Below are 25,803 nucleotides of genomic sequence, written 5' to 3'. Positions count from 1 at the left end.
TCGGTGCAGGACTCGGCGGAGAAGCAACATGCCTACGATAGTTTTGCCTCGCTCGTGTGATCGCGTGGCGGCTCGCGGCATCTACAATGAATTGACGGAAGCCCAGGGCAGCGACGCCATCTGCGTTGATGGCAGCAAGGTTGAGAAGTTCAGTCAGGCCGCACTCCAGGTGCTGGTTTCCGCTTCAAAGACCGGTGAAGGCATCGTCATCGTCGAGGCTTCGGAAAAACTGCAAAGCGCCATTGCCATGTGCGGGCTCGGCTGTCTGCTCGACGCAGGAGAAGCGGTATGAACCTCGATGACATTCAAGGTGTATTCTTCACAGAATGTGAGGAGTCTCTGGAAGCGGCGGAAGCCGGGCTAGAGACATGCAAAGCCGGCGAACAGGATGCGGAAACGATCAATGCGATCTTCCGCGCGGTGCACTCGATCAAGGGCGGTGCAGGCGCATTCGGCCATATGCCGCTACAAGGCTTTACACATTGCTTTGAGACATTGCTTGCGGACGTGCGCGAAGATCGTGTGGGGCTGACTGAACCGCTTGTCGACCTCATGCTGCATGCGCTCGACTGCTTGCGCGACCACGTCGATGCGGCGCGCGCTGGGACTGATGCACCGGACGATGAAGCGCTAATCGCGAAGCTGACGGCGGCTCAGGCAGACAATAATGCGGCGAGTGGCGAGGCCAGCTCGGGCGAGCAGAAAGAGGTCGAGGTCACACAAGACAAAGCCCCCTCAGACGACCTCGATCTGGATGGCTTGCTCGATGATCTGGCTGCGCCATCGTCAGCGGCGGAGCCTGTTGCACAACAGCCACCCGCTCCTGGCCTGCTCGTACATGTGCGTCCACATGCAGAGGCGATGACCAATGGCAATGATCCGCTGCTGTGGCTGCGCGAGCTGCGGCAAATGGGCGGAACGTGCCAGCACTGCGACACAGAAGAGGTTCCCTCGCTCGATGCCTTTGATCCTCAGCGAGGCTATCTCGGATGGACGTTCGAGATGCCCGGTTCGGTCGATCAGGCCGATGTGGCAGAGATATTCGACTTTGCCGGTGAGACCTGTGGCCTTGCCTATGGTCCCGACGAGAACATTCCGCCGGTTGCCCATGCTGGCGAGCATACCGATGTCGGCGAAACCGAAGTCGCAGAGGCTCAGGTGGCTGCGAAGGCTGAAGAGGAGGTGCCCACGGTCGGCAATGCTCCCCAACCAGCGAAGGTTCCGGCCAAGCGCAATGCAACTGAGAATCAATCGGTGCGGATCGAACTGTCGAAACTCGACAAGCTGATTGACGGCGTTGGCGAACTGGTCATCGCGCAAGCAATGCTCGCACAAAAGCTCGGCGCGAATGGAATGGATCATATCGAAGAGCTGGCCATGCTCGAGGGGCTGGTGCGCGATATCCAGGAACGCGCAATGGCGATCCGCGCGCAGCCGATCAGTTCCGTTTTCAACCGCGTTCCGCGCCTCTTGCGCGAACTGGCATCGTCGACCGGCAAGCATGTGAAGCTTGAAGTGCAGGGTGAAGGAACTGAGCTCGACAAGACAGTTATCGAGCGGCTTGGCGAGCCCATGACTCACCTTATTCGAAATGCCGTGGATCATGGCATTGAAGACCCTGCGGACAGGGTTGAAGCAGGAAAGTCGGCTGACGGCACCTTGCGTCTTTCGGCAGAGCATCGTGCGGGCCGCATTCTCATTCGAATTTCAGATGATGGTCGCGGTATCGATCGCGAGAAAGTGTTGGCGAAAGCCATCGAGAAAGGCGTCGTCAGCGAAGGTCAGGCACTTTCAGACGAGGAAATCGACAATCTCATTTTCGCGCCGGGTTTTTCGACCGCAAAAGAGGTCTCCAGTATATCCGGCCGCGGGGTCGGAATGGATGTGGTGCGCCAGAATGTGAAAGAGCTTGGCGGACGCATTACCATCGAATCCACGCCCGGCAGTGGTACGGCTTTCGTGCTCACTTTGCCGCTGACACTCGCAATTGCTGATGGGATGATCGTGCAAGTCGGCCAACATTCCATGGTCATACCTCTGGCAAATGTCGTTGAGAGCTTGCGCCCTACACAAGACAGTGTGCGCGGTCTCGGCACCAGTCGCCAGATGCTTAATGTGCGAGATCAATTTGTGCCAATTGTCCCGCTTGGCAATTTTGTGGGCGAGCCTAGCACTTGCACCAAACCTGAAGACGGCGTGCTTGTCATCGTCGAGACAGAGCGATTTGGACAGGTCGCATTGCTGGTCGATGTGATCGCCGACCAACGCCAGTTTGTGATCAAGAGCCTCGAGACACATTACCACCCGGTACCCGGCATTGCCGGTGCGACGATCCTGGGAGACGGCCGTGTCGCTCTGATTGTCGACGTCGATCACATCGTCACATCGGCCAGCCGCGAACCGACAGAAGATCTTGCCGCATGACCTTGGTGGTTGATCCTTCATCCGATGCTCAAGGCGGGATAATCCCTGGCGTCAGTCCGCAGGTATATTCTGCGCGCGATTTCGCACAAGTGTCTGAACTTGCTCACACACATACCGGCATTGTGCTGGATGAGAGTAAGCGGATGCTGGTCTATTCGCGGCTCGCACCGCATGTGCGCCGCTCTGGCTGCCAGACCTTTGCGGAGTTTCTGGCTTTGCTTGCTCGCGACAGCGCTCTTATCGCGAAAACACTGGCAGCGCTGACCACCAACCACACCTATTTTCACCGCGAGGCGCATCACTTCGACTTCGTGGCAGAGCATTTGCGCGCGCCGCTAACTGCAAAAGCCAAGGCAGGCCAGGCTGTGCGCATTTGGTCAGCAGGGTGTTCAAGCGGCGAAGAGATCTGGAATTTGATGATGGTCCTGCTCGGTCCGGATCGCAGCGCCGGGAAGGCTTTCGCGCATAAGGATGTGCTTGCCTTGGCCACAGATCTGGCTCCGCACGCGCTGGAAACCGCCCAGAATGCCACCTATCCAGAGGACGCTCTGGAAAACCTCGAAACAGCGCTTCTCGCCAATTGGTGCGAGCCCGTCGGACGGCAGTTGCGGATCGTCTCGCAAGTGCGTGACCTAGTGCGGTTCCGCGAGCTTAATCTACTGGGCGAATGGCCGATGTCTGGTCAGTTCGACGTTATCTTTTGCCGCAATGTGATGATCTATTTTGATCAGCCGACCAAGGACCGATTGGTCAGGCGTCTGGCTGAGCAGCTGAAACCGGGAGGCCATCTCTTTATCGGGCATTCCGAACGTATCGGATCAGATACCGAGCTTGGGCTCGAAACTCTTGGACCAACAATCTACCGGAGGCGCAGCTGATGGCGATCTCCGTACTTATCGTCGATGATTCCCGCCTGTTCCGCAGCCTACTGGCGGCACGGATTTCGCAAGAGGATGACATCGAAGTCGTTGGCTATGCTTGTGATGCGAAAGAGGCGCGCACTCTTATTCGCGAGCTCGATCCTGATGTCGTCACGCTTGATATCGAGATGCCGGGAATGGATGGCTTGTCATTCCTGCAGAAGATCATGGAATTGCGCCCCACACCTGTGATCATCGTTTCCGGGTCCACTCAGGCGGGAACTGCGATCACTGCGCATGCGCTGCAACTGGGCGCAGTAAGTTGCTATGCAAAGAGCACTCAAAAAGGGGGCATGCCGCTTGAAGATGGCGGCGAGCTCGTTCGTCTCGTGCGGGAAGCGGCACAGGTGGGCCAGAAGTTTCGAGAAACCGGAGCTTCGGTGGCCGTTGCGTCGAGTTCACAGCCGCCTGTTAATCGCCCCGAGCTTGTGGTTCTCGGCTCTTCTACCGGCGGAGTTGAGGCTTTGCGACAAGTCCTTGCCGGATTGCTTGTTGATTGTCCTCCGATCGTCATTGTGCAGCATGTCAACGCGCAGTTTGCCGCCGCGATCGCGCAGTCACTTAACGCAGTGTGCGAGCCGATGCTTGCCCTTGCGGACAATCACACAACCTTACAGCGTGGATATGTCTACCTCGCCCCGGGAGACGCGCGACATTTGCGGGTAGTGAAGTGCAGTGATGGTGGGCTTCGCACTTCTTTGCGCGAAGGTGATCCCGTTTCAGGACACTGCCCCAGCGTTGATGCGTTGTTCCACTCTGCCGCCAGCGGAGCAGGATCGAAGTCGCTTGGCATTCTCCTGACCGGAATGGGTCAGGACGGAGCCGATGGTCTTCTGGCAATGAAGCAAAGCGGCGCCACAACCATCGCACAAGACGAAGCATCGAGTGTGGTTTTTGGGATGCCGCGCGCAGCGATTGAAAAGGGCGCGGCTCAGTCAGTGCTTTCGCTCAGGGAGATTGCTTCGTACCTGACTAAAGTGAGCGCTGCATGACTGCGCTCACTCATCTAGACCAGCAACCTGCGCGAGCGCTGCGCAGGATTACCGTCATGCGGGGCGAAGCTAGAGCGTCAGGCGATGCTGATGTAGAGTTCAACACTGTGCTCGGCAGCTGCGTTTCGACTTGCCTGTTTGATCCTGTGGCGCGGATCGGCGGGATGAACCATTTCCTGCTCGCCGAACCAGCATTCGCTCGCACGTCTTGTCAGGTGGATGAGCATTACGGCGCCTATCTGATGGAACTGTTGATCAACGAGATGTTGGCGCGTGGCGCGAGCAAGCCGCGATTGCGCGCCCGGCTTTTCGGCGGTGCAAACATGAATGCAAACCTTCGGCAAATCGGTTCAGCCAACGCCCTCTTCGCGCGAGAATTTCTCAAGCGCGAGGGCATCGCGTTAGCTGATTGCGATCTGGAAGGGGCGAGCGCGCGCCGCGTTCGTTTCCGCCCTGCTTCTGGCCTGGTGCGCTGCACCCGAACCGACGCTCAGCAAGCGCCCACTTCATCTCCCACTTTCCCGGAGCCTGCAGCGCGCGGCGATGTGGAACTGTTTTAGAAGGACATTCGGAGGAAACCATCATGGACCGGACGATCAGGATACTCACCGTCGATGACAGCCCGAGCATGCGGGCACTTTTGTTGCACGCGCTCGCGGCGCAAGGATTTGAAGTCGAGCAGGCCGAGGACGGCCAGGATGCGCTCGTCTGGCTTGCCTCAAATGAAGTCGATCTGGTGATTACCGATATCAATATGCCACGCCTGGATGGTTTCGGTTTGATCGAGCAGCTTCGCGCCGGGAGCCGTCATGCCGACCGACCGATACTGGTGCTAACCACCGAAAGCTCTGCGGAAAAGAAGCAGCGCGCGCGTGATGCTGGCGCGACGGGCTGGATCGTCAAACCATTCGATGCCGAAAAGCTTGCGACCGCAGTACGGCGGGTCGTCCATTGAACCGCGCAAATCGAGGAGAACAATGATGCAACGCGAATTGATCACCTTTCAGGTCGGAGGCCAGCTGTTTGGCCTCGATATCATGTCGATCCTCGAGATTCGCGCGTGGTCGCCTGTCACCAAGCTTCCCAAGGCTCCCGAATTCATGGCTGGTGTCGTGAACCTTCGCGGGACTGTGGTTCCTGTGTTCGATCTGTCGCAGCGTCTGGGGTGGGATGCCACGGACGCGACGCCGCGCAACCCGATTATTGTGAGCGAATGGAATGGCCAGGCGCGCGGGCTTATCGTGGACAGCGTTGAAGATATTGTCGCGATCGAGACTGCTGCTCTGCAAAAACCCGATGCAATCTCCGAGGAGCCCATTGCGGGCTATATCGAAGGGCTCGTTCCGATCGGCGAAAACATGGTTGCGGTTATTGATCTGGGCAAATTGTTGCACGACACCGAGCTGCTGGAAGCAGCTTGATGAGCGGCGAGCTTCCAGTTGAACTTCGTACCGCCATCACGGCCTCTTTGGAGGAGGTCGCACAATTGGTTGAGGCGCTCGGCAGTCAACTGTGTCTGAACCCGGAGCTTGTAAGTGGCTTCCTCAATGAGTTGCAGTCTATCGATCTTGCAGCGCAGACATTGCGCTGTAACGCTGCGGTGATTTCCGCAGAGAATCCCGTTGAAGCGGCCCGGACTGTGAAGCTCCAGCAGCTCAGCGATCAGTTCGCAACGGCTTTGACGCCTTTAACAACCGAGAGCTAGGCACGACCGATCCGCCGGCCTAGTGGGACAGATCGCAGTCAATTGTGCGCAAATGCCACACTTTCCGACCGCCTTGTGTGAACGTTCATTTACACTCTTGTGAACGCTCACAATTGCCGCTAGTCATAATGGCGAGGGGTGTATAAGCACCGGTCGATTCTGGGGAGGATACCTTGAAAAACATTACCACACGTGTGTCTGCACGTCGCTTTGCTGCGCTCAGCACAGCGTCTGCTTTGGTGCTTGGCGCCATGATTTCCGCACCAGCGGCTGCGCAAGATGTTGCGGCTGATGATGATGTGAATGAAGAGTTGAGCGATGCTCAAGATGACGTGATCGTCGTGACCGCTGATCGTCGCGAGCAGAGCTTGCAGGATTATGCAGGTACTGCAGCTGTCTTCGCCGGAGATGATCTGCGTGCTCGAGGCATTCAGGACATCACGGACTTCAACGACGAACTGCCAGGCCTGACGGTCGCAAACAACGGCGGCAACGTAGAGATCTGGATCCGCGGTGTTGGCTCTTCGAACAATACGGAGCTTGGCGACCCGGCAGCTGCATTCCACTATGACGGTGTTTATGTCCCGCGCCCATCGGGGATCGGCTCTGCCTTCTTCGATATCGAACGCGTCGAAGTGAACGTCGGTCCGCAAGGCACATTGCGCGGCCGGAACGCGATGGCTGGCTCTGTGAACGCGATTGCGTGGAAGCCGGGCATCGGCATCTGGGACGCCAATGTCGAGGTCGGCTATGGCAACTACGATCACAAGGAAGCGCGCGGCATGATCAACGTGCCGGTTGGCGATAACGCCGCCTTCCGTTTGTCCGGCATGTATCTCGCACATGACAGTTATTACAACAATGTGGGACCGATCCAGAATGTCGATGTGGCTGAAGCTGCCGACAACAAGGCATTCCGCGCGCAATTCCTGTGGGAGCCGACAGATCGCCTGTCGATCCTGCTCGCGGGCGACTACATCCATGAGGAAGGTACCGGCTACACCGGAACGAATTATGCCGGACCGCTCGGCAACGACATCCTGCCAGAGGACATCGAAGACCCTCGCGATGTCATCGCGAATGCCTTTACGCCGATAGAAGACATCAAACATTGGGGCATCCGTGCAACGGTCACTTATGAGGCCGACCCATTTACGGTTGAATTCACCACAAGCTATCGCGACCTGCTGCGTGATTATGATGCGAACACGCCGCTCACTCCGTTTTATGATGGTGTGATTGAGGACCTTTCGTCACGGACAATTGGCCCAGACACTTTCATTGACGAAGTCATCCTTCAGGAAAACCTCGACAACTGGTCGCGCTTCCAGTTCATCACGGACTCGGAGAGCTATTTCAACGAACTGCGCATCTTCAACTCTGACGGCCCGTTCATCTGGTCGCTCGGCGGCATGTATTTCAAGGAGGAGCAATATGCCTTCCTCGGTTCAACCGGGGATCGCGGACTGTTCTTCCAAGGGATCGAATTCAACAATCCTGACGTCGACGCGGAAAGCTGGGCTGTCTATGGCGACGCTACCTGGGAAGTCAGCGAAAACTTCCGGGTCACTGCTGGCCTGCGTTATACTGACGACGAGAAGAGCCGTCGCGGTGTAGCTGCACGCTATGGTCTGGCGCTCGGCGACGACAACTTCAACTGCTGTGGCGGTGTCCGCTACGGCACCGAGGGTTTTGAGTTTGCCGCCCGCGATCGGACAATCTTCGATCCTGATACGGATGGTGATGGCGTCATTTCAGAAGCAGAAATCTTTGAATTCCAACTCGACGGTGTGCGCCGCTTTGGTCTGCGCGACAACCTCGATGAAATCCTGGAATTCGGCCCGCTGCCGGGTCACTTCGACGATGTCCCGGGTGCACCTGAATGTCTCGATACCATCAGCTTTGACTTTTGGACCTGTGATGGCTTTGCGGCCACTACCCAGTTCACCTATGCCGTCCCATTCACTGGGCAGATCTGGCAGCAGGAAGGCGAGATCGCCGACAACTTCATCGACTGGCGCCTGCGTCTGGAATACGATCTGACGCCGGACAATCTCGTCTATGCCTTGGTCGCGAGTGGCCACAAATCAGGCACGTTCAACGACAATCTCGGTACAAACGGCTTCTTGCCTACGACGAGCACCGAGAATGTCATCCTTTACGAGCTTGGCACAAAGAACGAGTTCTTTATCGGTGATGTAAGAGCGCGCCTCAACGGCTCCGCTTTCTACAACGACTACAAGGACCAGGCCTTCAGTGCGCTTCTTTCTGTCGAAACGATTGCCGACTTCGAGCTTGAGCAGGGCGAGATTGTCGACGTCGCTGACGATATCTCCCTGGCACTCGTCGTGGGCTACACGTTCAACGCTGCCGATTCCGAAATCTACGGCGCTAATATCGAAGGCGGTCTGGAATTCCCGGGCAACATCAACTGGGACTTCAACCTGCTTTGGCTGGAAGCGAAGATCAACGAAGCTGAGCTCATCCCTGATTCGCGTTTCCAAGCAGATGTCGAGGCAGTTCCGTTCCGCGACATCTCTGGCAAGCGTCTACCGCGTACGCCGCGCTGGCAGCTCAACACTTCGCTGTCGCAAAAGCTCGATGTCGGCTCTGGCGAAATGGACTGGGTCATCTCGGCTGGCTATCGATCGGATACATTCCAGACGATCTTCAACTCCGAAGACTATGAGCAGCCAGACAATCCACGCCTGCGTCTCAATGACGTCGTGGAAGGCTACTGGACCTTCGATCTGGGCGCTGGCTACACGCATGGCGATGATGGCAAGCTTCGCTTCGAAGTCTACGCCAACAACGTGACCAACAAGCAGAAAGAGGCGGCGATCATTATCACGCAATTTGATAACACGCGCTTCTTCACTCGGCCGCGGACCTTCGGTGGGCGCGTAAGGGTGCAGTTCTAACTCTTGAATTGAACGGGGCGGCGGGGGAACCTGCCGCCCTTTTCGCATCTGCTCTTGTCGCTTAAGGTCTTGCCATGTCTTTTTCGCTGATCTTTGCAGCCTCCTTGGTTGCGTCCGTCGTAGCTTCACAAGAAGCCGAGCAAACAGACACTAATCCCGTCGGTACGGGAGTTGTGAAAGCTCAAGCATCGGCCGCAATGGAGCCACACCGTGCGCCTCCGGGATTTGAGCTGGTATTTGCTGACGAATTTAACACAGGCGAAGTGCCCGACCCTGAAAAGTGGGCGTATGATGTCTATCGCAACAGCGAAGGCTGGTACAATAACGAGCTGCAGTATTACGTCGCAGGCCGGCCGGAGAATGCCCGGATCGAAAACGGCAATCTGATCATCGAAGCGCGCCGTGACGGTGAAACTGTTTCTGGCGAAGCGGACTATGGCGGCCAGAAGTACACCTCTGCGCGGCTCCATACGAAGGGCAAGGCGGCTTGGGTCAATGGCTTTTACGAAATCCGCGCAAAGCTGCCATGTGGACGCGGGACTTGGCCGGCCATCTGGATGTTGCCTGAAGACCCCGATGTCGTTTGGCCAGAAGGCGGCGAGATCGATATCATGGAGCATGTCGGTTACGAACCGAATGTGATCCACCATTCGGTTCACACAAAGGCGTTCAACTTCGGCAAAGGCACGCAGAAGACCACCAGCCACACCGTTGAGACGGCTTGCACCCAGTTCCATCGCTATCAATTGCTGTGGCGGCCTGATGGGCTGATCTTTGCCGTCGATGACGCCCCGCGCTTCGCTTTCAAGAAGATGCGTTCAGGCCGCTCGCGTTGGCCCTTTGATGAACCAATGCACTTGCTGCTCAATATCGCGGTTGGCGGCGATTGGGGTGGACGCAAAGGCGTGGACGATGAAGCGCTTCCGCAGCGTATGGAAATCGACCACGTTCGCGTTTATCAAGCGCCAGAGTGAAGAGGGCTAAGCGATGGCGAGGCGCCGCCAGGCAGTAACGATCAAGCATGTTGCTGAGGATGCAGGGGTCTCTCTGCAGACGGTCAGCCGTGTCATCAATAATGAGCCCAATGTTCGCCCCGCCATGAAAAATCGGGTGCAGAGCTCGATCGACAAGCTGGGCTATGTACCATCGATTGCCGCTCAAAGAATGAGCGGCTCGCGGTCCTACCTGATCCTCGCTTTGAATGACCGCGAGCGGACATTGAATGACTGGCGCGACCGGCTCGGCACGGACTGGGTCGATCAGATGCTGCTTGGCGGGATGCTCGCCTGCGATAAGCATGGCTATCGCATGATGATCGAGCTGGTTGACACACATAGTGATCATGTCGAACGCGAATTGAAGGCCGCGATTGCAGCATTGCAACCCGATGGCGTTATCCTTACACCGCCGCACTCGGAAAACCCCCTTATCACCAACCTGCTCGCAAAAGCGGCTATTCCATTCGCGCGGATTGGTTCGCGTGAAAAAGGCCCCGGCATCCGTTTGACGATGGATGATGAAGGTAATGCCGAGCTCGCAACCAGGCATTTGATCGCGCTCGGGCATAAACGGATCGGCTTTATCGCCGGGCCGGACGAATACAGTCTTTCAGGCTGGCGCGTTGACGGGTGGCGCAAGGCGATGCAGCAGGCTGGCCTGTCGACTGCAGAACTATGCGAGAAGGGCGATTTCGGGTTTGATTCAGGGTCACGCGCTGCGCATGCTTTGCTCACTCATATCGACCGCCCGACCGCGCTGATTGCCTCGAGCGATCAGATGGCGCTTGCAAGCTTGCAAGTAGCGGGCGAAATGGGGCTCAGAGTGCCGGACGATCTGTCGCTCATCAGCTTCGACAACACGCCCATCGTGAAGTTCACTTTCCCTAAGCTGACGGCTGTCGACCAGCCTATCGCTGCGACCAGTGCCAAAGCCGCAGAGCTACTCATTCAGGCGCACAAGCAAGATGCCCCTCAAGGGGTAATCAACGTACCCGGAGCCTTGGTGGAGCGTGGCTCGACCGGTCCCGCCCCCGGCACCAGCCCGGCATAACTTGTCGGTATCCATGAGCCGAGCCAAGACAGACACGCCCGTGCGTCAGCCTCTGTGGTTCTTGCTGGTGCTTGCGCTTGCCGCTTCGGGCGGCGCAGTGGCCTATGTGCCGTTTCTTACAGTGCTGCTGCCGGTTCGAATTGAAGAAATCGCTGCCGGTGATGGAGTGGGCGCGCTTGCCTATGCGACATTTGCGGGCGCTGTAGTTGCAAGCCTGGCAAATATCGCCTTTGGCTGGGCGAGCGATGTGACGCACAACCGGCGCGGTTGGATCGCGATGGGTTTGATTACATCGTGCGCTTTGCTTGTAAGCATGCGCTGGGCGGAGAGTGTCCCGAGCCTTATCGCTCTCATCATGGCATGGCAGATCGGCCTGAATATGCTGCTGGCGCCGATCATTGCTTGGGCCGGCGACTGCGTGCCAAATGAGCAGAAAGGGCTCTTGGGCGGCCTTTTGGCTTTCGCTCCCGCGATCGGTGCACTTTCAGGCGCACTGGTGACCATTCCCGGACTTGCAAGTCAGGACATGCGGCTGGCCATCGTGGCTGGACTGGTCATTTTGATGGTCACTCCTGCACTTCTGCTCGGCAAGAATCGTGTTCTCCCCGAGTTGATGCAAACGGATAACGCAGCTGTGCCTTCCAAGCCGCAGGATGCGGACAAAAGAAGTTCGTCTGCGGTCAAACGAATGTGGTCTGCGCGCCTGCTTGTCCAGATCGCTGAAGCGGGACTGTTCGCTTTTCTGCTGTTCTGGTTGCGCTCGCTGGATATTGGTCTCGATGAAAGCGATTCCGCGCGATTGTTCAGCCTTGTGCTGGTGGTATCCGTTCCGATCGCATTGTATGCGGGAAAGTGGTCGGACCGCACTGAAAAGCCCTTCATCCCGCTTGCTGTTGCGGCCGCAATATCAGCCGTTGGGCTGTTTGTGATGGCCATCTCATCCAGCGCTCACTTCGCGATCGCAGGCTACGTCTTGTTCGGGATCGCTTCGATGATCTTTCTGGCGCTCCATTCGAGCCAGACCTTGCGCGTCTTGCCCAAGCCTCAGCACCGGGGGCGGGATCTTGGTATCTTCAACCTCACCAACACAATTCCTTCGCTGATCGTGCCGTGGCTCGCACTGAGCCTGGTGCCGGTGTTTGGCTTTGATGCGCTGTTCCTTGTGCTGGCCGCACTGGTGATGGGTGCTGCACTTCTTGTGGGATCACTCAGACGCCAGACTTAGCGGCTTGCATTGCGCGTAAAAGCGTGGCAAATCAGCCATTGATAACGTTCTCAAGACCGTGGTCGACGGGATAGAACGCTATCGCTCGGGAGGGAGGAATTTCAATGCGTGCCGGGTTACGTGTAACTATCGCGCTTGCGGCAATGACAGCCGTTCTGTCAGCTTGCGCGACACCTCAAACCGTATCGTCAGAAGCCAGTCAGGCTGTCGCAACAGATGCGGCTACGATGTATGAAGAGGATCGCGTTGTCGCGGACTATGTTGCGCGCATGAGCCTGGAGCGCAAAATCGCTCAACTGATCCAGCCGCAGATCAACTCCTTCACCACTGAAGATATGGAGAAATACCGCTTCGGCAGCTACTTGAATGGCGGCAATGGCGGGCCTTATGGGGATGAGTTTGCACCCCCTTCGGAATGGCTGAGACTGGCTGATGAGATGTATGAAGCGTCGGTCAAACCGCTTCCCAATGGTGAGCCGGTCGTTCCTGTCATGTGGGGCACCGATGCCGTGCATGGCCACTCCAACATCGTCGGGGCAACGCTGTTCCCGCACAATATTGCACTGGGCGCGGCCGGAGATGCCGACCTTGTTCGCAGGATCGGCCATGCGACAGCGATCGAGATTGAAGTCACCGGGATCGACTGGAACTTCTCGCCGACCGTGGCAGTTGCGAGGGATGATCGCTGGGGCCGCACGTACGAAAGCTATTCGGAAAACCCCGATCTGGTCGCAAAGCTGGGAACCGCTCTGGTTGAAGGCCAGCAAGGTAAGCGCGGCGACGACGACTATCTTGGCGACACACGCGTTATCGCGACGGCTAAGCATTTCTTTGGCGATGGCGGTACGGAAAATGGCGTCGACCAGGGCGATGTAAACGGCGATATCGACGCGCTTCTTGCGCTTCATGGCAAGCCGTACCCCGCCACCATTGATGCCGGTGTCGAAGCGATCATGGCGAGCTTCAACTCGATCAATGGTCGCAAGATGCACGGAAACAAGGATCTGCTGACAGACGTGCTTCGCAGCGAGATGGGGTTTGACGGCCTGGTTGTTGGCGACTGGAATGGTCACGGTCAGATCAAAGGCTGCACCGTTACGGATTGCCCGCAATCGCTCTTGGCTGGCCTCGACATCTACATGGTGCCGGACGACTGGAAAGCGCTGATGGAGAATCTCATCGCGCAGGTTCAGGATGGCACCATTCCATTGGCGCGCGTCGACGAGGCGGTCACGCGGGTCCTTCGGGTCAAATATCGTGCGGGGCTCTTAGGCGAAAACGCCAAGCGTCCGTCCGAGCGCGGCGTTGCGGGTAAGTATGAACTGCTCGCCTCGCCCGAGCATCGTGCGCTGGCGCGCGAAGCAGTCGCGAAATCGCAAGTGCTGCTCAAGAACAATGGCGTTTTGCCGCTGAAGGCCGGCATGAATGTGCTTGTCGCCGGAAGCGCAGCCGACGATGTCGGGCAAGCGTCGGGCGGATGGACGCTCGAATGGCAGGGCGGGCGCAAGGACCAGCTGCCGCGCGAGCGCTTCCCCAAAGCGACTTCGATCTGGGATGGCATTAGGGAGAATGTAGCGGCTAGCGGCGGCTCGGCCACGCTTTCTGAAGACGGTTCGTTCGACGCGCGCCCGGACGTTGCGATCGTGGTTTTTGGCGAGCGGCCTTATGCCGAATTTGCCGGAGACCAGCGCGATCTGGTGTTCCGCGATGAAGAGGGGCTGGAACTGCTTCGCTCTTTCAAAGCGCAAGGCATTCCCGCCGTCGCAGTATTCCTGTCCGGTCGTCCCATGTGGATGAACCGCGAACTCAATGCAGCCGATGCATTTGTCGCCTCGTGGCTTCCGGGGAGCGAAGGAGCAGGCGTTGCGGACGTTCTGACTGGCAAGGTGGAAGCGACGGGCAGGCTGTCTTTCTCATGGCCCGCAACCTGCGAAGGCGCTCCGCTCAATGGCCCGGAAGGCGCCTTGTTCGCACTCGGCTATGGCCGCTCATTCGATGACATATCGGCGCTAAGTCCACTCAGCGAAGACTGCGCTGCTCTCGAGATCGTCGAAGGCGCAGAGATGTTTGGTTTCGGTCGTCTGGGTCCAGGAGTGAGCGCGTTTGTAGGACGACTGGATGGGGCCGGTTTTGAAGAATTGATGCCGCAAATGCGCGGCGACATGAATGGCTCTGGCGTGCTCGCTCGCGGCTTTGATCGCGACGCGCAGGAGGATTCGCGCGAAATCACAATGCGCGCAGGTTCCTATTTCGGACTGGAGCAATCGAGCGACACTGGCGGCGCTTACCGTATCGCTTACGAGGTCGTGACGCGCCCGACAGGACCTGTGCGGCTCCGGTTCGGGGATAGCGAGCCCATCGATGTGACTGCTCAGTTTGAACTCGCGCAAGGCAAGGGTTGGCGCGAGATGGTGCTGACCACGGATTGTGCAGGCTCGCTTGCGTCGCGTATAGCGTTTGAATCCGATGGCGAAGTCACTTTCCGCATTTCCAGCATCCGTCGGGAGGAGCTGGCGGAAACCACCGCTTGCGCATTCTGATAGAGGGGCTGCGCATTCGTATACGTAATCAGCGCTGGCCCAAGCTGCGCTAACGAAGCAATATAACGGGCGGAGATATTGGCTGGCGAAGTCACCAAATCTTCATCGGGAGGGGAAAATTCGTGACGCTTGAAACGATCGATATCGTCATCATCGCAGGCTATGCCATCGCATTGCTTGGGATCGCGCTGTTCGTCAGCCGAGAGCCCAAGGGGCATGACAAGAACACAGAGGATTACTTCCTCGCGGGCCGCGCTCTGCCATGGTGGGCCATTGGCGCCTCGCTGATTGCGTCGAACATTTCTGCTGAACAGATCATCGGGCAATCAGGCCAAGGTTATGCCGTTGGTATCGCGATTGCTGCCTATGAATGGCAAGCCGCGATTGTCCTGATAATCGTTGCGAAGTATTTCCTGCCGATCTTCCTGAAACGCAAGATCTACACCATGCCACAGTTTCTCGACCAGCGGTATGGTCACGGCGTGAAGACCTTGATGAGCGTCTTCTGGGTTGCACTGTATACTGCCGTCAACCTCACCACCGTGCTGTGGCTCGGCGGCCTCGCAGTAACCTCACTGACCGGCTGGAGTGTCATGACTGCCATGGCAGCTCTCGCGGGATTTGCAGCGCTCTATTCGCTCTATGGCGGCCTTAAGGCGGTCGCGCTGACCGATATCATTCAGGTTGTGATCCTGATCCTTGGCGGCTTTGCGATCACATGGATTGCGCTTGATGCACTGCCCGCTGATGGCGCGCTCGGCGGGCTCGGCTTCCTGATGCAGGAAATGCCGGGCCACTTCGAAATGATCCTCGAAGAAAGCAATCCGGCTTACTCCGACCTGCCGGGCATATGGACGCTGCTGGGCGGACTGTGGGTGCTTCACTTCAGCTATTGGGGTTTCAACCAGTACATCATCCAGCGTGCATTGGGCGCTGAAAACCTAGGCGAAGCGCAAAAAGGCCTGGCCTTTGCAGCCTTCCTCAAAGTGCTGGTTCCGTTCATTGTGGTCATCCCGGGTATCGCTGCGGTGATCCTTGCCCAACAAGGCATGCTTGATGGTCAGGCGCTGGCTGAGAAATCTGACCGCACCTATGGCGAGCTGATGAGCTTTGCGCCGGCCGGTCTTCGCGGTCTGGTGTTTGCTGCGCTGATCGCTGCGGTGGTCAGTTCGTTGGCGAGCATGATGAACTCGATTTCGACGATCTTCACGATGGACCTGTACAAAAGCTGGAAGCCATCCAAGCCTGAGCAACATTATGTGACGGTAGGGCGTGTGGCCGCTTTCTCTGCCATGGTGATCGCGCTGTTCCTCGCCCGCCCATTCATTGGCGGCTTTGAAAGCGGGTTCCAGACGGTTCAGGAATATACGGGCTTTATCGCGCCGGGCATCGTGGTCGTCTTCCTCTTGGGTTTCTTCGACAAGAAAATGAACGCCGTCGGTGCATTCACGGCGCTGCTGGGATCGCTTGCGGTCAATATCGCGCTGAAGTTCGGTATGCCGGACGTTCCCTTCATCATCCGCATTTGGGGTGTATTTGTGCTTTCGATCATCGCGGCTGCAGTCGTCTCGCGAATGACCACACCGCCGGAAGAAGAGCAGACAGTCAAGCTCGGCGACATCGCGTTCGCAACGACCATGCTGTTCAACACGCTGGCGATGCTGACAGTTGCGATCCTTGTCGGCCTTTACGTCTGGTTGTGGTAGAAGCTCCCTGAGCCGCGCTCTTGGGGGAGAGCGCGGGTCAGTCGCGCCGGAGTCACCCAGCGGTGGCTTCGGCGCTTTTGGTTTCCTCGAGCTAAATCCCCACAAAGCCGGCCAGGAATGGCCACAGACATGCTCTCACGCTTTCGCTGGGGGTTTTGTACTTTGGCAGATCGTCCTCCACATCGGCTATGCGACTTTCATAGAAGATGTGCATCGACGGCCTCGGCGCGCCTGTTGGGTCCTGAAGGCGAGCAGTCGGAACAAGGCCAAGCGTGAAGCCTGGAAAAATCTGCAGGAACCCAACGGTTGGTATGTCGCAGTTACGACATATACCCCGATCCACGCTTTTCTCACCATTGAGGCGTTTGAAATCCAGCGAGTTTTCGGATGCGATCTCTATGCTTCTCGCGCTGGCAACCATCGCGTCAGCGAAGGGCGCATGGTAGACGCCTTGGCAAATTGTGCAGTGACAGAGGAACCGGCGGGTCGGCATTCGGCTCAACGAAAACCGTGACGCCCCACATCCGCACTGTCCGGAAACCCGCCCCAGTTCTGCCTCCTTGCGCGCCAGCTGCGCTTCTAAGCAAATCCTTCTTCGAGGAATTTGAGCGCGCAGCCTGACAGCATTGCGGTGCCGCGCGGCAATGCATTCTCGTCGACATGCATGCGCGGTGAGTGGATCGCGCAGCACTGTGTCCAGTCTTCGCCTTCACAGGCGACGCCCAGGAAGAACATCGCGCCGGGCACTTTCTCCAGCACATAGGAGAAATCTTCGGCTCCCATGATCGGATCAGGCAGCTCGAGCCATGCGCCTTCACCGCCTAGCTCCTTTGCAACGGCGCTACCCAGAGTGACCGCGCGCGGATCGCAGATCGTGACTGGAAAGCCCATGGTGATCTCGCATTCCGCTTCCAAACCATAAGCAGCGGCGGTTTGCTTCGCGGTTTCCTCAATCAACTTGTGCACTTTCGCGCGATGCTCTGGGCTCAATGAACGCATCGTACCGCCCAGCTTTACTTCATCAGCTATGACGTTGTGCGCGGTGCCTGCTTGAATTTGCGTGACAGTCACGATGACTGGATCAGCCGCCTTGAAGCGGCGCGTCACCATTGCCTGGATCGCGCCAACAATCGCAGCAGCTCCGGGGACTGGATCGACGCAATCATGCGGCATACTGGCATGCCCGCCCTGCCCTTTGACGGTGATATTGAATTCATCAGCCGCTGCGAGCAGCGGTCCAGCGCGTCCACCCAGCACGCCAAACGGAGCGTTAGGCATGATATGCAAGGCAAAGGCTGCATCAGGTAGCGGATCAATCAGTCCGTCATCCAGCATGAAGCGCGCGCCGTGATAACCTTCTTCGCCCGGCTGGAACATGAAGTCGATTGTGCCTGCAAAACTGTCACGCTTGGCGCAGAGCAATTGTGCTGCACCTGCCAGCATTGCCGTGTGCGTGTCATGTCCGCATGCATGCATGCGGCCAGGGATGGTTGAGGCAAACTCGAGGTTAGTCTTCTCGTCCATCGGCAGCGCATCCATGTCGCCGCGCAGCAGAACACGGCGCTCGGCGCCCGGCCCCGTGCCTGCCCCAACCAGCGTCGCAATGGCGCCAGTGCAGGAAGGACCTTCCCGCCATGTCAAAGGCAGGCCCTCGAGGGCGGCTCTGACCTTGGCGAGCGTCTTGGGCGTTTCGAGGCCCAACTCGGGCTCTTTGTGGATGGCGCGGCGCAAAGTGACGATATTGTCAGCGAGGCCACGGGCGGAATCGAGCAGGTCTTGTGTCAGCATTTCGTGATGTTAGCGCCGCATTTGGCTCGCTCAAGCGCTTTTGCATAAGCGCCACAGCGCGCTGGCCTTATCTCGCGTCATACGAGAATTCCCTAGGAGCGAGCGCCCAATTCAGGTTAAGGGCCGGAAACCATGTCGTCATCTGTGCACGAATTCAGCCATTTACCGCGCGCGCGGGGCCTGTCGGCTGCTGCCGGTGAGGCGGAGGGAAAGGCGCCCGCTACCGATTGCGGTGCGGAGCCTTGTGTGGGCGTGATTTACAATCCGCGCAGCCATCGCAATCGCGGACAGGACCTCGACTGCGGAGGCAGCCCGCATATATTCGTTGGTCAGCCGGGCAATCGCGATCAATTGCCGGAAGCTCTTGCTGACTTTGCCGCACGAAAAATTGATCTGCTCATCATTAATGGCGGTGATGGAACGGTGCGCGATGTCTTAACGAACGGCCAGGCCATTTTCGGCGACAACTGGCCTACCATCGCGGTGCTTCCGAAGGGCAAGACCAACGCGCTCACGGTGGACCTGGATGCGCCGTCAGACTGGTCTATCCAGGCAGCGATTGATGCTTTTCGACAGGGGCGCCGGATTGTTCGAACGCCGATGGCGATCCAACCCAAAGGCGATCCTGATGCCCGCGTTCTCGGCTTTATTCTGGGTGCAGGAGCGTTCACGCTTGGCACGCAAGCAGGGCAGAGCGCGCACAAACTCGGCGCTTTCAATAGCCTAGCGGTCGGCGTGACGACAGCCTGGGGTGTGTTGCAAGCTGTTTTCGGTTCACGCGAGAACCCTTGGCGGCGCGGCGCCACCATGGATGTGAAGCTGACACCGGGTGGAGCTCCATTGGCGCATAGCGGGCAAGGCGATCCGACACGTCGGCAGTTGCTGTTCGCTTCGACTTTGGAGCGGATGCCAGCGGGTATCAAGCCGTTTGGGCACCTGCAAAAGGGCTTGAAGCTGGCGGTGCTCGATCAGATCACGCGGCGTACGACTGCTTTGCTGCCGTTCATCGCTATGGGTTGGTCTCCGAAGAATTTGCGAGAGCGCGGCATTCACAGGGTTGCAACCAGTGGCTTCGAGATGGAGCTCGATGAGGCTTTCATTCTTGACGGCGAAGCATTTCCGCCCGGCCGCTATGAAGTTCTCACTGGCCCTGAACTGAGCTTTGTAGCGCCACCGGCCTGATCGCGAGATCCAATCCATGTCAGCATTGGAACGACGAATTGCGGAGCAGTTGGCTGCACCGATTGATCCGCAAGTAATTGACTTCGGTCGCGCGCTTGCGAACGAAGTCGGGGCTATCGCAGTGCTCTTTTACGGATCAAATCTTCGCACCGGATCGCTCGATGGCGTGCTCGATTTCTATTTGCTTTTGCCCGGCAGACAGCAGGAGCGGATCTGGCCGCGTGTCTCCTATCATGAGCGTGAAGGTGAAGGCGGAATAACGCTGCGCGCCAAGGTCGCGACCATGTCATTGGAGCGCTTTTACGCGGCTTCTGCAGGCGAGCGGCTCGATACGACAATCTGGGCGCGCTTCGTGCAACCTGCTGGCTTGGTTTGGTTTTTGGATGATGCGGTCAAACGGCAAGTTGTAGATGCTATCAGCGCTGCGGCGCAGACAGCTGCGCGGCTCGCTGCAGCGCTTGGACCGGAAGAAGGCCGAGCGGAGGACTATTGGCGCGCATTGTTTCGGGCGACCTACAGCGCTGAATTCCGGGTAGAAAAAGCTGGTCGCGAGAACGATATTCTCTCGGTAAACGAAGCCCATTTCGACGGGCTCTTGCCGCTTGCCTGGGATGCTGCCGGCGTAACATTCGAACGCGATGGCGCAACTTTAGCCCCCGAGATGTCCCGAGATGACCGGGAGATGGTGCTGAGATGGTGGAAGACGCGCCGCCGGATGGGCAAGACCCTCAACATAACGAGGCTGATAAAAGCGAGCACGACGTTTGAAGGCGCGGGCCGCTACGCTGCGTGGAAAATCGAACGACACACCGGCATTCCGGTCAAGGTGACGCCATTCCGTGAGAAGCATCCGATCCTCGCGGCGCCGGGCGTACTGTTCAAAATCTGGCGAGAGAAGCGCAAGCGCGGCGAATAGGCCCGCGCAAGCAAACCACGCTTTCAGCGATCAAATATATTTCATCGTGATCGTCATCTGCTTGACTTCGCGCCCTACAGAAAACGCAGTTTTCTTGTAGCTCGGCTTACCAAGATTGAAGATATTGATCGAAGGATTGTTTGACATCGCGCCGCCATCTTCACTGATATCGGTCTTGCCATTGCCGTTCACATCATGGCGCACAGCGATGCCGTATGTGCCTTCCTTGGGAAGAGGCATGCAAAATACCATGCGCCCTTTTCGGGCAGGCGCTTCAATGCGGTTGAGCCAGCGGCCCTTTTCCAGCCATTCCGCTTTAGTGCCTCGATAGCTTTGCACCCGGATCTTGCCGGTCGCGCTCTTGATGCCCGCAACAGTCACACGCACGGCGGGTCCGCCGCCGGGCGCACAGGCGCGCATGTTGTTGCTGATCTTGTTGCGATACTCACTGGCGCTCTGAGCATGCGCAGGCGCTTGCACGAAGCCAGACACCGCCAAGCCAGCAGCGCCAAGCACAAGCGCAGCCGCAGTCAGTTTCAGGCGTGAAGGGCGAGTGAAATTCGACATGGTTCCAATTCAATTATGAGTTCTGCTTACGGCGTTAGCTGTGCCGCAATAACGCCAGGAGTTGACCGCCTTATGAAGATTGGCGGCTGAATTCCGGCTGAATTGTCGTTTTGCGGACTGTTCAGGCGCTGCTTTCGGCGGATTCGGCCTCTCCCCGCCAAAGGCTAACGTGGATAAGCATAGCGCTCCGCTTGTTCGCGACTCACCGGACACGTAATTCCATGTGCGCTCGCAGCATTTTGGTACCACCATGCCCACACCGCTTATTTCGCCTTCCATTCTCTCAGCCGATTTTGCCAAGCTGGGTGAGGAAGTGCGCGCGATTGACGAAGCGGGTGCAGACTGGATTCATGTCGATGTGATGGACGGGCATTATGTACCCAATCTCACGATTGGTCCGATGGTCGTCAAAGCGTTGCGGCCACATACTACCAAGACCTTTGATGTCCACCTGATGATCTCGCCGGTCGATACGTATCTTGAAGAATTTGCCGAAGCCGGTGCGGATATCATCACTGTGCATCCAGAAGCAGGCGCACATACGCATCGCACAGTCCAGGCGATCAAGGCTCTGGGCAAGAAAGCTGGGATTTCGCTTAATCCCGGCACACCAGCTGAAACGCTGGACTATCTGATCGATGAGATTGATCTGGTTCTGATCATGAGCGTCAATCCGGGTTTTGGCGGGCAGAGCTTTATCCATTCGCAGCTCAAAAAAATAGAAGCAGTGCGGCGAATGATCGAACATTCGGGGCGCGATATCCATTTGGAAGTTGATGGCGGCGTGAATGCGCAAACCGCTCGGCTATGTGTCGATGCGGGCGCAGACGTGCTGGTCGCTGGTTCAGCCACCTTCAAAGGTGGGCCAGAGCACTACGCCGCCAACATCGCAGCCTTGAAAGGGGAAGGTTGATGGACGCCATGCTGTCGAAAGGCGGGACTGAGTCACCTGAGCATGACACAGAGGAATCCTTGGTCGAAAGCGACGCGCCTAAAGGTCCCCCTCAAAGTCAATTGGGCCCGCGCGAGCAAGAGCTTGACCTTACAGGCGGCAAGCAAGGCAAGCGCGCTGTTCCTCTGAAGGCCAAGAGCGCTGACCCTGTTGCCGATGCGCCAGTCGATGAAGAGACGATCCCCCTCGCCCCTTCGCGCGCGCTCGTCCTGAGTGATTTTGCGCCACCGAAAGTTGGCGCGGGCGAGCGACTGCTGCGGCTGGCTTACCGGCTGGGCGTGCCCGGCCCGACGCTCGCGGCACCTTTTGCCAAGCCCGACGCGCTGCGCTTGCTAGCGACAGTCGATACACCGCTCGGCGGCGACCGGGTGAGCGGCATGGCCTTGCGCGCAGGCCATTTCCTGATCCACGGCGCGAAGGTTCCGATCGAGGAAATGGATTTTGAATCTTCCTCGCGCATGACGGAACCTTTTGAGCGGGTCATTCACGGCTTCTCATGGTTGCGCGATTTGTCGGCTGCCGCCGCGCGCGAGCAGGCTGTACCTATCGCAGAACGCATTTGCGCAGCATGGCTCGATGCCAATCACAAGACGAAGGCAAGCGTTGGCAAGGGCGCGGCCTGGGAAGTCGAGCATGCCGGGCATCGCTTGCTCGCCTGGCTGGTTCATGCGCCGCTCGTGCTTTCCGATGGCAAGCCGGGCATGCGCAAGCGGATGCTCACAGTGATCGAGCAAACCGCGCGCTGGCTGGATCGCAATACATCGCGCTCGGCGGATCGCTCAGGCGAGGTGGCAGGTTGGGCTGCAATTACAGCGGTAGGGTTGCTCACTCCGCAAGGCAAAGCGCGGCGGCTTTACGGTGAAGCGGGCCTCGTGCGGGCGCTTGGGGAGCTGGTTAGCGAGGATGGCGGTGTGCTTTCGCGTAGCCCGCTCGCGCAGATGGATGCGATTGCGATCCTGACTGATCTCAAGGCCTGTTACGACGCGACTGACCGCGACATGCCGGAAGCGCTCAATGTCATGCGAGAGCTGCTGGTTCCGCCGCTGCTGGCCTTGCGGCATGGCGATGGTGGACTGGCTAGCTGGAACGGCGCTGGTGCAATCCGCGCGGATTCCGTCGCGGGGCTGATCGATGCTAGCGGTATTCGCACAAGGCCATTGAAGGACGTGCGCGAATGGGGCTTCCAGCGCCTGACTGGCGGTAAAACGACAGTGCAGATGGATGCGGCTCCTCCGCCAAAGGGGCGTCATGCGCGCTTTGGCTGCGCGTCTACGCTTGCCTTTGAAATGTCCGAAGGGCCTGACCGTATTATAGTGAGCTGCGGCGGTGCGGCGCTTGCTGGCGGGCTGGTCCCTGCGCGGATCGAGCAAGGTTTGCGCGCAACCGCTGCGCATTCAACGCTGGTGCTTGACGATGCGAACTCCACCGCAGTGCTGCTGCATGGCAAGCTCGGCAAAGGCGTAGAAGTCGTCGAAGTCGAGCAGCGCGATATGGAGGGTCAAGCCCAGCGGTTAGAGGCAAGCCATGATGGCTATGCCTCGCGCTTTGGCTTGCTCCACCGGCGCATTCTCGCGCTGCGCAGCGATGGCAGTGAATTGCGCGGCGAAGACATTCTCGAGCCCAAGGCGAAGCGCGGAAAGCGCGGCAAGATCGGCTTTGCTATCCGTTTCCATATCGGGCGCGGGGTCGAAGTCAGGCTCGCTGAAGACAAGCGCGGTGCAAGCCTGCTGCTGCCCGGCGGCGCTCTCTGGCAATTCCGTCTGGGCGGCGATGGCGCGAGCGCCACATGCAGTCTGGAAGAAAGCCTGTGGGTCGACGGTGATGGCCACCCACACGCAATTGAACAATTGGTGGTCGAAGGATTGACGTCGCGCGGCGGGGGGCACTTCCCCTGGCTGCTCAAGAAAATGGGGTGAGCCGGTTGGCACAGGTAACGATCAAGCGGGCGCTGCTGTCGGTGTCCGATAAGAGCGGATTGGCAGAGCTCGGACAGGCTCTTGCGGCGCGCGGTGTAGAGCTGGTTTCAACCGGCGGGACCGCCAAGGCACTGCGCGATGCAGGGCTAGAGGTTAAAGACATTTCCGGACTCACCGGCTTTCCCGAAATGATGGATGGCCGTGTCAAGACGCTCCATCCCAAGGTGCATGGCGGTTTGCTCGCTGTGCGCGATGATGAAGCGCATGCAGCGGCAATGGAAGAGCACGGCATCGGCGCGATCGATCTGGTGGTGGTCAATCTATATCCGTTCGAAGCAACCGTTGCTAAAGGTGCAGGCCGGCCTGAAGTCATCGAAAATATCGACATTGGCGGGCCGAGCATGGTGCGCAGCTCCGCCAAGAACCACGCCTATGTCACGATTGTGACGGACCCGGCGGATTACGAAACACTGCTGGGTGAGCTGGAAAGTCAGGACGGCGCGACGTCATTCGACTTCCGCAAGAAAATGGCTGCCAAGGCGTTCGCCGCAACGGCGGCCTATGACACGATGATCAGCCAATGGTTTGCCTTTGCCGACCAGCAAGAGGTCTTCCCCGGCATGCTCGCCGTCAACGGCAAGGCGCCGACCGTGCTGCGCTATGGTGAGAACCCGCATCAGCAAGCGGCGCTTTACACGCCGGTTGGTCCGCACGGGTCCGGCATTGCGCAAGCGGCCCAGCTGCAGGGCAAGGAGCTCAGCTACAACAATTACAACGATGCGGACGCCGCGCTTGAACTGTGCGCAGAGTTCAAAGGCGGCGATCCGGCTGTGGTCATTGTCAAGCACGCGAACCCTTGCGGCGTGGCGCAGGCCGGAACTCTGTTGGAGGCATGGGAGGCCGCGCTGCAATGTGATAGCGTCTCCGCCTTTGGCGGGATCGTTGCAGTCAACCAGGAGCTTGACGGCGCAACCGCAGAGGCGATTGCTGCGATATTCACAGAAGTTATCGTGGCTCCCAGCATCAGCGCCGAGGCGCGTGAAGTCTTCGCGAAGAAGAAAAATCTGCGTTTGCTTGAATGCGGCGAATTGCCCGATCCGCGGCGCGGGGGGCTCGCGGTCAAACCGATCACTGGCGGCTTGCTCGTCCAGACCCGCGACAATGGCGCGATCACGGAGAGCGACCTCAAGGTTGTGACTGAACGCGAGCCGACCGCCCAAGAGCTGAAGGACTGCCTGTTCGCATGGACCGTAGCGAGGCATGTGAAGTCTAACGCGATTGTCTACGCCAGGGACGGCGCGACGGCCGGGATTGGTGCTGGCCAGATGAACCGCCGCGATAGCTCGCGGATTGCGGCAATGAAAGCGGCGGAAGCGGCTGAGACTTACGAATGGGCCGAGCCCAAGACTGTCGGCAGCGCGGTGGCTTCCGATGCGTTCTTCCCGTTTGCAGATGGCTTGCTGGCTGCAGCAGAAGCGGGCGCAAGCGCGATCATCCAGCCGGGCGGCTCCATCCGCGATGATGAAGTCATCGAGGCTGCGAACAAGGCCGGCCTTGCCATGGTCTTCACCGGGATGCGCCATTTCAGGCATTAGCATGTTTGGCCTCAGGCGCCGGCGTTCGCGTCCGCTCACTTGGCTATCCTCGCTTCCGGGCAGGCAAGCTGCCCTCACTGCGGACGGGCGGTCGCCCTTGCTGCGCTTCGTGCCGTTTGGTGCCTAATCACGGCAGTCAAAGCGCGACTGCATCTGGTTTTCTTGCTGACGCTCGTTTCCAAGCCACCCGCGCCCTCCACCCTTCCACCCGGATTGTGTCCCGGTAGGCTCCGGGTGGAAGGGTGGAGGGCGCGGGTGGCTGGGTAGCACGAACACGCAACGCAACTTTTTCTCGAGGCTATGCGTAACTTATTCGATCCCAAAGCCGAATAAACAGAAGCAAACACCGCGTTCACCATATCGAAAGCGCAGATATCTATGACGCAGAACAACAACACGAACCGA

Annotated in this window: 22 protein-coding genes; 19 read left to right on the top strand and 3 right to left on the bottom strand. The window is 58.4% G+C overall.

From position 1 onward, the window contains the following. Positions 1-28: 28 nt before the first annotated feature. The 14 genes from HUO12_RS10470 (at position 29) to HUO12_RS10405 (ending at position 16,482) form a co-directional block, all read left to right on the top strand. Positions 29-292 (top strand): STAS domain-containing protein, encoded by a 264-nt coding sequence (locus tag HUO12_RS10470; protein WP_232367372.1) that lies wholly within the window; start codon positions 29-31, stop codon positions 290-292. Next, positions 289-2,424, top strand: a complete 2,136-nt coding sequence (locus tag HUO12_RS10465; RefSeq protein WP_176273550.1) for a chemotaxis protein CheA — start codon at positions 289-291, stop codon at positions 2,422-2,424. The genes HUO12_RS10470 and HUO12_RS10465 overlap by 4 nt, the downstream gene beginning before the upstream one ends. Then, on the top strand, positions 2,421-3,302 hold the full coding sequence (locus tag HUO12_RS10460; RefSeq protein ID WP_176273549.1) for a CheR family methyltransferase: 882 nt from the start codon (positions 2,421-2,423) through the stop codon (positions 3,300-3,302). Before HUO12_RS10465 ends, HUO12_RS10460 begins: the two co-directional genes overlap by 4 nt. Then, positions 3,302-4,336: a protein-glutamate methylesterase/protein-glutamine glutaminase gene (locus tag HUO12_RS10455; RefSeq protein WP_176273548.1), complete on the top strand. Its 1,035-nt coding sequence runs from the start codon at positions 3,302-3,304 to the stop codon at positions 4,334-4,336. Before HUO12_RS10460 ends, HUO12_RS10455 begins: the two co-directional genes overlap by 1 nt. Next, positions 4,333-4,896, top strand: a complete 564-nt coding sequence (locus tag HUO12_RS10450; RefSeq protein WP_176273547.1) for a chemotaxis protein CheD — start codon at positions 4,333-4,335, stop codon at positions 4,894-4,896. Before HUO12_RS10455 ends, HUO12_RS10450 begins: the two co-directional genes overlap by 4 nt. A 23-nt stretch (positions 4,897-4,919) precedes the next feature. Further along, positions 4,920-5,291, top strand: coding sequence for a response regulator (locus HUO12_RS10445; RefSeq protein WP_176273546.1), 372 nt, complete (start codon positions 4,920-4,922; stop codon positions 5,289-5,291). Positions 5,292-5,313: 22 nt separating this feature from the next. Next, entirely contained in the window at positions 5,314-5,757 is a 444-nt protein-coding gene (locus HUO12_RS10440) for a chemotaxis protein CheW (RefSeq protein ID WP_332310401.1), read from the top strand. Then, the gene (locus HUO12_RS10435; protein WP_176273545.1) at positions 5,757-6,041 is read left to right on the top strand and encodes a hypothetical protein; all 285 of its coding nucleotides are present in this window, start codon (positions 5,757-5,759) and stop codon (positions 6,039-6,041) included. The genes HUO12_RS10440 and HUO12_RS10435 overlap by 1 nt, the downstream gene beginning before the upstream one ends. Before the next feature lie 173 nt (positions 6,042-6,214). Next, positions 6,215-8,962: a TonB-dependent receptor gene (locus tag HUO12_RS10430; protein ID WP_217905190.1), complete on the top strand. Its 2,748-nt coding sequence runs from the start codon at positions 6,215-6,217 to the stop codon at positions 8,960-8,962. Between the two features lie 74 nt (positions 8,963-9,036). Continuing rightward, positions 9,037-9,936: a glycoside hydrolase family 16 protein gene (locus HUO12_RS10425; RefSeq protein ID WP_176273544.1), complete on the top strand. Its 900-nt coding sequence runs from the start codon at positions 9,037-9,039 to the stop codon at positions 9,934-9,936. A 13-nt stretch (positions 9,937-9,949) separates the two neighbouring features. After that, positions 9,950-11,011, top strand: coding sequence for a LacI family DNA-binding transcriptional regulator (locus HUO12_RS10420; protein WP_176273543.1), 1,062 nt, complete (start codon positions 9,950-9,952; stop codon positions 11,009-11,011). A gap of 13 nt (positions 11,012-11,024) precedes the next feature. Continuing rightward, positions 11,025-12,236 carry an MFS transporter gene (locus HUO12_RS10415; protein ID WP_176273542.1) on the top strand — a complete coding sequence of 404 codons (1,212 nt, stop codon included), beginning with the start codon at positions 11,025-11,027 and terminating at the stop codon, positions 12,234-12,236. 104 nt (positions 12,237-12,340) lie between these two features. After that, entirely contained in the window at positions 12,341-14,776 is a 2,436-nt protein-coding gene (locus tag HUO12_RS10410; protein WP_232367371.1) for a glycoside hydrolase family 3 protein, read from the top strand. A gap of 122 nt (positions 14,777-14,898) precedes the next feature. Next, a complete protein-coding gene (locus HUO12_RS10405; RefSeq protein WP_176273541.1) occupies positions 14,899-16,482 on the top strand; it encodes a sodium:solute symporter family transporter in 1,584 nt (527 codons plus the stop codon). A gap of 91 nt (positions 16,483-16,573) precedes the next feature. Here the strand turns inward: HUO12_RS10405 and HUO12_RS14700 are convergent, their stop codons facing one another. Beyond that, positions 16,574-17,173 (bottom strand): GFA family protein, encoded by a 600-nt coding sequence (locus tag HUO12_RS14700; RefSeq protein ID WP_456298150.1) that lies wholly within the window; start codon positions 17,171-17,173, stop codon positions 16,574-16,576. Beyond that, complete coding sequence (locus tag HUO12_RS10395; RefSeq protein WP_176273539.1) at positions 17,062-18,270, bottom strand: M20 metallopeptidase family protein; 1,209 nt, start codon at positions 18,268-18,270, stop codon at positions 17,062-17,064. The genes HUO12_RS14700 and HUO12_RS10395 overlap by 112 nt, the downstream gene beginning before the upstream one ends. Positions 18,271-18,402: 132 nt before the next feature. Between HUO12_RS10395 and HUO12_RS10390 the strand changes: the two genes are divergently transcribed. Both HUO12_RS10390 and HUO12_RS10385 read left to right on the top strand, forming a co-directional pair. Next, positions 18,403-19,452, top strand: a complete 1,050-nt coding sequence (locus HUO12_RS10390) for a diacylglycerol/lipid kinase family protein (protein WP_176273538.1) — start codon at positions 18,403-18,405, stop codon at positions 19,450-19,452. A 16-nt stretch (positions 19,453-19,468) separates the two neighbouring features. Next, positions 19,469-20,368 (top strand): hypothetical protein, encoded by a 900-nt coding sequence (locus HUO12_RS10385; RefSeq protein ID WP_176273537.1) that lies wholly within the window; start codon positions 19,469-19,471, stop codon positions 20,366-20,368. Positions 20,369-20,398: 30 nt separating this feature from the next. Here HUO12_RS10385 and HUO12_RS10380 read toward each other — a convergent pair whose 3' ends face one another. Then, on the bottom strand, positions 20,399-20,935 hold the full coding sequence (locus tag HUO12_RS10380; RefSeq protein WP_176273536.1) for a DUF2141 domain-containing protein: 537 nt from the start codon (positions 20,933-20,935) through the stop codon (positions 20,399-20,401). 250 nt (positions 20,936-21,185) lie between these two features. On the opposite strand from HUO12_RS10380, the gene rpe reads away from it, so the two are divergent. Genes rpe through purH form a run of 3 tightly spaced genes read left to right on the top strand, consistent with a single transcriptional unit; the run spans position 21,186 to position 25,398 of the window. After that, entirely contained in the window at positions 21,186-21,848 is a 663-nt protein-coding gene (gene rpe / locus HUO12_RS10375) for a ribulose-phosphate 3-epimerase (protein ID WP_176273535.1), read from the top strand. 8 nt (positions 21,849-21,856) lie between these two features. After that, on the top strand, positions 21,857-23,803 hold the full coding sequence (locus HUO12_RS10370; RefSeq protein WP_176274411.1) for a heparinase II/III domain-containing protein: 1,947 nt from the start codon (positions 21,857-21,859) through the stop codon (positions 23,801-23,803). 5 nt (positions 23,804-23,808) lie between these two features. Then, positions 23,809-25,398 (top strand): bifunctional phosphoribosylaminoimidazolecarboxamide formyltransferase/IMP cyclohydrolase, encoded by a 1,590-nt coding sequence (gene purH / locus HUO12_RS10365; protein ID WP_176273534.1) that lies wholly within the window; start codon positions 23,809-23,811, stop codon positions 25,396-25,398. Positions 25,399-25,803: the final 405 nt, after the last annotated feature.

This window comes from Altererythrobacter lutimaris (assembly GCF_013371495.1).
Classification (GTDB): Bacteria; Pseudomonadota; Alphaproteobacteria; order Sphingomonadales; family Sphingomonadaceae; genus Erythrobacter; species Erythrobacter lutimaris_A.
Note: the sequence above shows the minus strand (reverse complement) of the source record. Positions and strands in the feature narration are given on the sequence as shown.

What these genes read in the sequence shown, in the direction of transcription:
- HUO12_RS10470 (WP_232367372.1), top strand. Translation starts at nt 29, where the DNA reads ATGCCTACGATAGTTTTGCCTCGCTCGTGTGATCGCGTGGCGGCTCGC.
- HUO12_RS10465 (WP_176273550.1), top strand. Translation starts at nt 289, where the DNA reads ATGAACCTCGATGACATTCAAGGTGTATTCTTCACAGAATGTGAGGAG.
- HUO12_RS10460 (WP_176273549.1), top strand. Translation starts at nt 2,421, where the DNA reads ATGACCTTGGTGGTTGATCCTTCATCCGATGCTCAAGGCGGGATAATC.
- HUO12_RS10455 (WP_176273548.1), top strand. Translation starts at nt 3,302, where the DNA reads ATGGCGATCTCCGTACTTATCGTCGATGATTCCCGCCTGTTCCGCAGC.
- HUO12_RS10450 (WP_176273547.1), top strand. Translation starts at nt 4,333, where the DNA reads ATGACTGCGCTCACTCATCTAGACCAGCAACCTGCGCGAGCGCTGCGC.
- HUO12_RS10445 (WP_176273546.1), top strand. Translation starts at nt 4,920, where the DNA reads ATGGACCGGACGATCAGGATACTCACCGTCGATGACAGCCCGAGCATG.
- HUO12_RS10440 (WP_332310401.1), top strand. Translation starts at nt 5,314, where the DNA reads ATGATGCAACGCGAATTGATCACCTTTCAGGTCGGAGGCCAGCTGTTT.
- HUO12_RS10435 (WP_176273545.1), top strand. Translation starts at nt 5,757, where the DNA reads ATGAGCGGCGAGCTTCCAGTTGAACTTCGTACCGCCATCACGGCCTCT.
- HUO12_RS10425 (WP_176273544.1), top strand. Translation starts at nt 9,037, where the DNA reads ATGTCTTTTTCGCTGATCTTTGCAGCCTCCTTGGTTGCGTCCGTCGTA.
- HUO12_RS10420 (WP_176273543.1), top strand. Translation starts at nt 9,950, where the DNA reads ATGGCGAGGCGCCGCCAGGCAGTAACGATCAAGCATGTTGCTGAGGAT.
- HUO12_RS10415 (WP_176273542.1), top strand. Translation starts at nt 11,025, where the DNA reads ATGAGCCGAGCCAAGACAGACACGCCCGTGCGTCAGCCTCTGTGGTTC.
- HUO12_RS10410 (WP_232367371.1), top strand. Translation starts at nt 12,341, where the DNA reads ATGCGTGCCGGGTTACGTGTAACTATCGCGCTTGCGGCAATGACAGCC.
- HUO12_RS10395 (WP_176273539.1), bottom strand. Translation starts at nt 18,270, where the DNA reads ATGCTGACACAAGACCTGCTCGATTCCGCCCGTGGCCTCGCTGACAAT.
- HUO12_RS10390 (WP_176273538.1), top strand. Translation starts at nt 18,403, where the DNA reads ATGTCGTCATCTGTGCACGAATTCAGCCATTTACCGCGCGCGCGGGGC.
- HUO12_RS10385 (WP_176273537.1), top strand. Translation starts at nt 19,469, where the DNA reads ATGTCAGCATTGGAACGACGAATTGCGGAGCAGTTGGCTGCACCGATT.
- HUO12_RS10380 (WP_176273536.1), bottom strand. Translation starts at nt 20,935, where the DNA reads ATGTCGAATTTCACTCGCCCTTCACGCCTGAAACTGACTGCGGCTGCG.
- rpe (WP_176273535.1), top strand. Translation starts at nt 21,186, where the DNA reads ATGCCCACACCGCTTATTTCGCCTTCCATTCTCTCAGCCGATTTTGCC.
- HUO12_RS10370 (WP_176274411.1), top strand. Translation starts at nt 21,857, where the DNA reads ATGCTGTCGAAAGGCGGGACTGAGTCACCTGAGCATGACACAGAGGAA.